The following is an 8,494-nucleotide window of genomic DNA, read 5'->3' as shown; positions in this document are numbered from 1 at the left end:
GGATGGAGATTGCCGTCTAGATGTGTTTTTAACTTTTCAAGCGTCTTATAGACAAGGGACATCTTTAACGTAGTAGATAATTCATATGCTACAATTTCTCGTGTTGCGACATCTTTCACGCATGATAAATACGCCCTTTGACCACCTCTATATTGCAGATACGTAATATCTGTTAAGAATACTTTTCCTGGCTCCTCTTGCTTAAATGCACGGTTTAAATGGTTCGGTATACGGCGATGCGCCTCTGTTGCTTTTTCTAACAGACGATATGGATTCGCACGACGTACTTTTGCATATAAATTGAACTTACGCATCAGACGAAGAATCTTTTTATGGTTCATCGGTGTGTCCAGCACATCTACCAGTGCCATATAAAATCCACGATAACCAATTTTCCCTTTCGCTTGATCATAAATTGATTTTAATAAGATGTAATCTTGATAATCAGCTTCTTCACGTAAAGCGTGTTTCTCCCTATTTTGAAGCCACTTATAATAGCCGCTTGGACTGACATTCGCTACCTGACAAAGATGACGAGTCATATTTTTTAATTGATATAAACGAATCGTTTCATTGATGGCTTGGTATTTCTCTTTTGGTGTTAAAAACGATTCTTCTTCGCCTGCCTTTCCATTTCGTCGAGCTTTTTTAACAGATTAAGTTCTGCCTCTAATAGTTGAATACGCGCTTCCGCTTTCTCAAGTTTTTTTTCTGCGGATAAGTTTTCAAGGCGTGGACGACCAGTACTCTCTTTTCCACGACGTTCCTCGTAAAAGCCTTCCTTACCATGTGTTTGATATGTTTTCTTCCAACGGCTAATTGCACTTTGAGCTTTCTTAATTCCTATCAGCTCTAAGTCAAATCCTGCTTCTCTGAAGATTTGGACTGGACCTTTTCCTTGTAAATTTGCCTGAACAGCTTTCAATTTAAAGTCGGCTGTATATTGAATTGAGCGGTCGGATACTGAGGCGACATTTGGATTCGCTTCAATTTGTCTGCGTTGGTGCTCGTTAAAAATTATTTTACTCATGATGTTCTCCCGTTCATAAATGGTATGGTTAGTATAACGGGGTTTTCAAACGTTGAAAATAGAAAAACCCCGAATAGGTCCACTTTTTTTAAAGTGTCCACTATTCGGGGTTCAGTTCATACACGACGAATGGCCATCTATTCTAATTTTTTTCGACCAAGGCTTGTAATTATTTAAAATCTCTGGCTGCTGGTGGATCGGAAAATTTAGCAATTCTGTCATTAACGTCACTAGATATTGATAGAAATCGATGCCGTTTCAGCCAAACTTAAACAGATGGCATTCGCTTTAACGCCTGCTTCAAAAACAGAGAAAAGCCAGCTCTTACGGCCAATCACATTTGGACGAATCGAATTTTCAGCCGGATTATTATCGATTTCAATCCTACCGTCGAACAGAAAAGCTTTTAATCCATGTTCACGATTTAATGTGTATTCCACAACTTTGGCTAAGAGGGTGAGAGAGGTACAAGAGTTTTACAGGTGAAGGAAGGCTCGGTAGTTGCAGCTGCTGGAATTAAACCTGAAGATATTATACTAGAGATAGATGGAGAAGGAATAGGAGGATATGAATCTATTGAAAGAACATTGAATAAGAAAAATATTAATGGCAATGTTATGTTAACGATAGTAAGTAAAAATGAAAAATCACAGGTAAACTGAACCGAGACACAAACCTACGCCTAGAACTGATTATACAACGCGCATATTAATTGAGAAATTTAGTTAAATTAACGCTTCGGTACAATCATAATCTACATGATCAAATGTAACAGGCACTTAATAGAAGGGCTCTCAGACGTATTGAAAATCCAGTTGACGGGTAAATCTCCGTCACGATTCGTCTGAGGCTCTTTAATTGTATATGGGAGTCTAATCAATTATTTTTATAACGAATGTAAAGTGGTTCCTATAAAACATACTATTTAGAATTATTTTAGATATATTACATAAAATGTATAAAATGTTTGGTGCCATTAGATTCTAAATAAATTATAATTCTCGGTTAAACAAATAGGAGATGAACAATCTTCATAAAAATCCTCCACCTCTATGTAAATTACCTCTACTTGAAATTCCTATAGTTGAAAACATACTATTAAACCTTTCATACCAAAACATTCAATACAGTTTCCTCGTTGCTCTTGTAGATACTTCTTTCAAAATAATCTAGGAATGTGGAGGGAGATATGTTATGGAAAAGAACTCAAATCTATGGAAAATTGTATTTGCAGCTAGTTTTATCGGTTTAACAGTTGATGGTATGGACATTCAAATGTTGTCATTGGTGATGCCGAGCTTAATTGATGAGTTTGTCCTAGATACTAAGGCTGCTGGTTGGATTAGTACATTCTCCCTATTAGGGATGGCGCTTGGTGGAATCCTAGGAGGTTGGTTATCTGACCGCTTTGGCCGCGTTAAAATGATGACTTATATGATGATATTATTTTCAGTTGGAACTGCTCTCTTAGCTTTTGTACAAACTTATGAACAATTTATTATTGTTCGTTTTTTATCAGCTATTGGTATGGGGGCTGAATATTCGTTAGCCACCATGCTAATGGCTGAATATGTAAAAGCTAAACATAGAGCAACTATTATGGGGGTATTAGGTTCTTCCTATTCATTAGGATATTTAGTCGCTGTTTTATTAGCGGGCACGATTCTCCCTGAATATGGTTGGAGACCATTATTCTTAATTTCAATCATCCCGGTTGTTGTGGCGATCTATATTCGAGTAAAAGTACCCGAACCTACTGGTTGGAGATTGGCTAAAAAACAAGCTAAATCATCTAAAGTTAAGAAATCAAATGAATGGCTTTCGTTGTTTAGGGATAAGAAAGTTCTTACAATCTTTTTATTATGGATAGTAACTTCTTCACTATTGCAATTCGGATATTACGGAGTAGGTACATGGTTACCCACGTATATAGTGAAAGAATTAGGCTTTAATTTCAAAGAAATGACAGGATATTTAATTGGAACATATACGGCATCGATTCTTGGTAAAGCACTTGCTGGTTGGGTTGCCAATGTAATTGGTCGTCGTGGAGTTTTCGTGATCGCAGGATTATCTACAGCGGTCATGTTACCAGTCATCTATTTTTATCAATCTCCAGGAAACATCATTATTTTAATGACTGTTCTAGGTTTCGTATATGGAGCGCCGTATGGAGTAAATGCTACTTATTTAAGTGAAAGCTTCCCGACTCATATTAGAGGAACTGCTATAGGTGCGGCTTATAATACAGGAAGAATTGGTGCAGCTGTAGCCCCTATTCTTATTGGAATTATCGCTACTACACAATCAATCGGATTTGGACTAGCTGTATTAGGTATTTCTTATGCATTTATGGGGTTAATTCCTGCACTATTTATTAAAGAGAAAATGTATGATACGTTTGAAAACGATACAAAAGGAGAAGTAGAGTGGGAGGTATGAAAAGAAGGGGATGAGCAAAAGAGATTCTAGTACAAAAACCTTAAAACAAGAGATAAACAGACCGCAAAGTTTTCTTAAGAAAGCTTTGCGGTCTATTAGAGTTTATGTGTTAAATCTTATTTACTTATCCTTATCGTTCATACGACTAAAAATGGTTGCTAATATAGGACCTGATATATTATGCCAGACGCTGAAAATCGCACTTGGCACCGCGGCTAATGGAGAGAAATGTGCAACCGCTAAGGATGCACCTAGACCCGAATTTTGCATTCCTACTTCAATAGCAATAGCTTTCTTTTTCGCTAAGTTCATACCAAAGATTTTTCCAAATAAATACCCAATTAAATATCCTAAACAATTGTGTAAAACAACAACAGAGAAAATAATTAAACCAGTTTCAGCAATCTTTTGTTGATTGCCTGCAACTACAGCAGCCACAATAGCAACGATAGCTACTACAGAAACAAGTGGCATCACTTTCACGCTTGCTTTGGCTTGCTTGTTAAAGAACTTTTGTACAATGAAGCCTAATGCAATCGGAATAATAATTACTTTGACGATCGACATAAAAAGTGCACTAGGTGCAACATCTATGTACTCACTTGCGAATAAATAAATAAGTCCAGGTGTGACGATCGGAGCTAATAAAGTTGTGATAGATGTAACGGTCACCGATAATGCCACATCCCCTTTAGCAAGGAATGTCATGACATTTGAAGATGTGCCCCCTGGGCAGCAACCTACCAGTATAACTCCAATTGCAATTTCTGGTTGAAGATTGAACAGTTTCACCAGTAAAAAGGCTAAAGTTGGCATAATTAGAAATTGACCAACTACCCCAACTGCCACATCTTTCGGTCTAGTTAAGACTTCTTTAAAGTCCGCAACCGTTATGGTTAATCCCATACCAAACATCACAATACCTAATAATGTCGTGATATACGCCCCAATCCAAGAAAATCCACTAGGGATAAAAAAGGCAAGTGCTGCAAAAAGTAACACCCAAATTGCAAATGTATTGCTAACAAATTGACTAAAACGTTCTAAAACTTTCATGTAACACCTCGATGTAATATTTTACTAACATAGTAAACTATAAACTAATTACAGAATTTAATCAATAATGGCAATAATCAGTCAATGAAACGTGGTTCGTTGTAATACCTTGAATATTTGGAGTTTTATTTTGGGTAGGTATGTAAATTAGGTAAGGGAATAATAAGGCCAAAAATAAGTTTGAAATGAATAAGAAATAATAGAAATGAATTATCAAGTGAATTAGAACGATTGGTTACAGATGTCGCAGAGTGAAGTTGCATTTAGCTAGTAAGATGAATTTTATATTTTATGATCCGCGCTCAGCGGTTTAAAGGTTTTTGGGGACTACTTGAGCAAATTAGTAATTTGCGTAAGTTTGCTAAGGTCAATTTATTTGACGTGATTCAATTAAATAATCCTAGGATATCGTCTATTTTACAAAATTTTTTAAGAATAAATTAATAATGAGACAGGAGGTGATTTTATGTCGTTTAGTTACTATCAAGCTAGATTAATTAAGGATAGTAACTATAGTAATAGCTTCAAGTGTGATTCATGCGTTAATCAATTTAAATACAAATGTAATGAGCTTGGTTGTTTTGGTTATCCATATACCCCAGATCCCCCTATAGGAAATGGGCCTACAGGAGCTACAGGAGCAACAGGCCCACAAGGACTGATGGGAGCAACAGGCCTACAAGGACTGATGGGAGCAACAGGCCTACAAGGACTGATGGGAGCAACAGGCCTACAAGGACTGATGGGAGCAACAGGCCCACAAGGATTAGTAGGAGCAACAGGCCCACAAGGAATGGTGGGAGCAACAGGCCCACAAGGTATGGTGGGAGCAACAGGCCCACAAGGAATGGTGGGAGTAACCGGCCCACAAGGACTGATGGGAGCAACAGGCCCACAAGGAATGGTGGGAGCAACAGGCCCACAAGGACTGATGGGAGCAACAGGCCCACAAGGATTGATGGGACCAACCGGAACACAAGGATTAAGAGGTCATACCGGTTCTGCAGGAGATATAGGTCCCCAGGGATTTAGGGGGGGCACGGGCCCACAAGGAGAAATTGGAACAACGGGAGAGACAGGTCCACAAGGAGTAACCGGAGCACAAGGGGCAACTGGAACAACGGGAGCAACCGGGCCACAAGGGGTACCCGGAGCACAAGGGGCAACTGGAACAACGGGAGAGACAGGTCCACAAGGAGTAACCGGAGCACAAGGGGCAACTGGAATAACGGGAGCAACCGGGCCACAAGGGGTACCCGGAGCACAAGGGGCAACTGGAACAACGGGAGCAACTGGACTACAAGGGGTACCCGGGACAACAGGAGCAACCGGGTCACAAGGGGTACCTGGAGCAACAGGAGCAACCGGGCCACAAGGGGTACCCGGAACAATAGGAGCAACTGGACTACAAGGGGTACCCGGAGCAACAGGAGCAACTGGACTACAAGGGGTACCCGGAACTACAGGAGCAACCGGGCCACAAGGGGTACCCGGAACAATAGGAGCAACCGGGCCACAAGGGGTACCCGGAACAATAGGAGCAACTGGACTACAAGGGGTACCCGGAACAATAGGAGCAACTGGACTACAAGGGGTACCCGGAACAACAGGAGCAACCGGGCCACAAGGGGTACCCGGAACAACAGGAGCAACTGGACTACAAGGGGTAACTGGAACAACAGGAGCAACGGGACCAAGTGGTTCTGGATTAATGGAAGTTTTTCTTTCTACAGATCAATCAATTGCAAATGATGACTTTCTTGGACCAGGTACAGCCTCAGCTTCATTCGTAAAAAATACATTAGTTGTTCCAGCGAACGCAACGGTAAAAAGTCTAACTTTGAACATACGTGACCATGGTCTAAGTGCTGGACAAACAGCTTCTGCTCAAATATTCACAAGTTCAAACTGTGGATTTACTGCTCCGATAGCAACTGGAGTTATAGCCACAGTTACAGGACCAAACTCGTCTATAACACCGAATTGTTGCTCAACAACATCTGCAAATTTAGCAATTAATAGTTGTACACTCCTTTCAGTTCAACTTACTACAACAGGTGGGGCTTTTTCAAATGGTGTGTCTGTGACAATTCTATTAAATACTCAGTGATTTAATATTTTTGATTGAAAGAAATAATCAATTTGAAATTTAAAAAAGTAAAATAAATTCCCCAGTTTATACTGGGGAGAAAATAATTCAAGCTTAGTAAACATTACATTTTAGGGAAATTTGCTTGTAATGGCGGTGGTACAAGCTAACTTTTAATTTTGTTCAAACGTAAAAGTTTAAGAGATATTACTGAACAATTTCAGGATTAAATGAGAAAGGCGATTAAAGGAACGCTTTAATAAATTCGTAAAATCCCATGTCCATCGGAATAGCACAAATAAAGTATGTTAGAAGAGACAACACAACAAAAACGCTATCAGCTAGGCTAAGCAATTAAGAAGGACAATAACAGCAATATGGTTGAGAGAAGGATGATTTATAATGGCACATGGTTCCTATTGGAGGAATTGTTATAGTTGAAGGTGTTTATTGAGCATCTACTAGATTAGTTGGTGCAATTGGATGAATGTTATACAGACAGAGTTTTATTTCCTGCTTGGATGTTCAGAAATAGCGAGAATAATGATAAAACCAGTCGCTTGTTGTTTGAAATTAAGATTAAATTTGTCATTTCTTGCGCTTACCCGGGAAATTATTTCTTATTTCCTAACCTGAGTAATCATTTTCCAAATAACTTTCATGGCAGATAAAAAACAATGCGATGGTTGAAAATCCATTTGCAAATAGTAAGGGATGATAGAGGCCAACTCGGATGATTTACCATTCTACTTAAGCGGTAATAAATATTGCACAACCACAAGGCTTGGAAACGATTTCTACGCTAGTGAAGTGTATGCTGCTTAGCATGGAATCGATGAAACTGAAAATCAAAACCGATATGGAAAATGAGATGCATCTCATGCTGCTGCTAAATCAGGTCGTGGCCTTTGAGATTATGAGGTCGAGCATATCGTAAACTTAATCTGGTGCGGACCGGACAAGCTAAAGAAGATAGCTGCCAAAACCATAGGAATTCGAGGGAAGTGGCTCACTGAGTTGGCATAGTCCGCTAGCCGCAGTTAAATTAGCTATGGGGATAGGACTAAGAGGTTAAGGTTTGCTCTAATGAAAAATGAAGGTCTATGTAATGGCGTTGTGGTTCGATGAGCTGACTGATTTTTTAGGTACGTAGAAGAACCTTCTGATGTTATTGGTTGTAATAGTAGAGACACCTTGCGTCTTTATCACCCAACTCTTTACGGATAATGTATCTGAAACAATATCGATGTCCTCACCTCCCGCGAATCAGTATCTTCATAGATTGGGATACTAAATGGCGTTTGTGTTTTTTTACTACCTTAGAACAATTTCAAGCTTAATTAAAAGGCTTCAAATAAATGTGATATGGTTAGACAAAGAAAACCACTAAAAAGTGGCTTTAAATTAGAAATATATTTTTATTTTTATCTATTATTTCCTTAGTATTCGCATACCCATACCGATCCTACCTTATAACAATTTGGACCAGCCGCAGATGCAGTAGAGGCTGTACTTACAGACGATAAGCTTAAAAGTGATACAGCGAAAAGAAGCATGCCTAATTTCTTTTTCATTTTTTCACCTCCTTATTACTTATTTATTAAATTAACAGGAAAAATATTCCTGAACAAAATGCGAATGCTCCTTTATTAAAACAAGTTAACATCCTTTCCGTGGTATTTCTTTTGCATTAAAACTACATCAAACAGCCAAAACGGTTAGCGATGAGAGGGCGGAGTTTAGTGTGATTTGAGATTAAAAGGGGATCTACGAGTCCTTTTAAAAGTGGCTCTCGGAGCTGGTGCAGGCCGCCAGACACGATTAAATTGGCTATAGTGATAGTACTATGGGTTAACTTGGAAATACTGGTGCAGAAG

General features: G+C 39.0%; 4 protein-coding genes and 3 pseudogenes. 3 read left to right on the top strand and 4 right to left on the bottom strand.

The features are described from left to right. Both ABE34_RS02840 and ABE34_RS25775 read right to left on the bottom strand, forming a co-directional pair. A pseudogene (locus ABE34_RS02840) lies at window positions 1-1,030 on the bottom strand (IS3 family transposase); the annotation flags it as partial. A gap of 111 nt (window positions 1,031-1,141) precedes the next feature. After that, window positions 1,142-1,482 (bottom strand): annotated as a pseudogene (locus ABE34_RS25775) (IS66 family transposase); the annotation flags it as partial. A gap of 21 nt (window positions 1,483-1,503) precedes the next feature. On the opposite strand from ABE34_RS25775, the pseudogene ABE34_RS02830 reads away from it, so the two are divergent. Together ABE34_RS02830 and ABE34_RS02825 are read left to right on the top strand one after the other, a co-directional pair. Continuing rightward, window positions 1,504-1,692 (top strand): annotated as a pseudogene (locus tag ABE34_RS02830) (PDZ domain-containing protein); the annotation flags it as partial. A gap of 532 nt (window positions 1,693-2,224) precedes the next feature. Next, on the top strand, window positions 2,225-3,472 hold the full coding sequence (locus tag ABE34_RS02825) for an MFS transporter (protein ID WP_197140320.1): 1,248 nt from the start codon (window positions 2,225-2,227) through the stop codon (window positions 3,470-3,472). A 120-nt stretch (window positions 3,473-3,592) separates the two neighbouring features. On the opposite strand, the gene ABE34_RS02820 is transcribed toward ABE34_RS02825, so the two are convergent. Continuing rightward, on the bottom strand, window positions 3,593-4,528 hold the full coding sequence (locus ABE34_RS02820; protein WP_197140319.1) for a bile acid:sodium symporter family protein: 936 nt from the start codon (window positions 4,526-4,528) through the stop codon (window positions 3,593-3,595). 466 nt (window positions 4,529-4,994) lie between these two features. On the opposite strand from ABE34_RS02820, the gene ABE34_RS25770 reads away from it, so the two are divergent. After that, entirely contained in the window at window positions 4,995-6,638 is a 1,644-nt protein-coding gene (locus tag ABE34_RS25770; RefSeq protein ID WP_197140318.1) for a collagen-like protein, read from the top strand. Between the two features lie 1,418 nt (window positions 6,639-8,056). Here ABE34_RS25770 and ABE34_RS25360 read toward each other — a convergent pair. After that, on the bottom strand, window positions 8,057-8,191 hold the full coding sequence (locus ABE34_RS25360) for a hypothetical protein (RefSeq protein WP_276569473.1): 135 nt from the start codon (window positions 8,189-8,191) through the stop codon (window positions 8,057-8,059). Window positions 8,192-8,494: the final 303 nt, after the last annotated feature.

This window comes from Lysinibacillus sphaericus (genome assembly GCF_015844675.1).
Lineage (GTDB): Bacteria > Bacillota > Bacilli > Bacillales_A > Planococcaceae > Lysinibacillus > Lysinibacillus sphaericus_E.
This window is presented reverse-complemented; position numbering and strand designations above follow the sequence as displayed.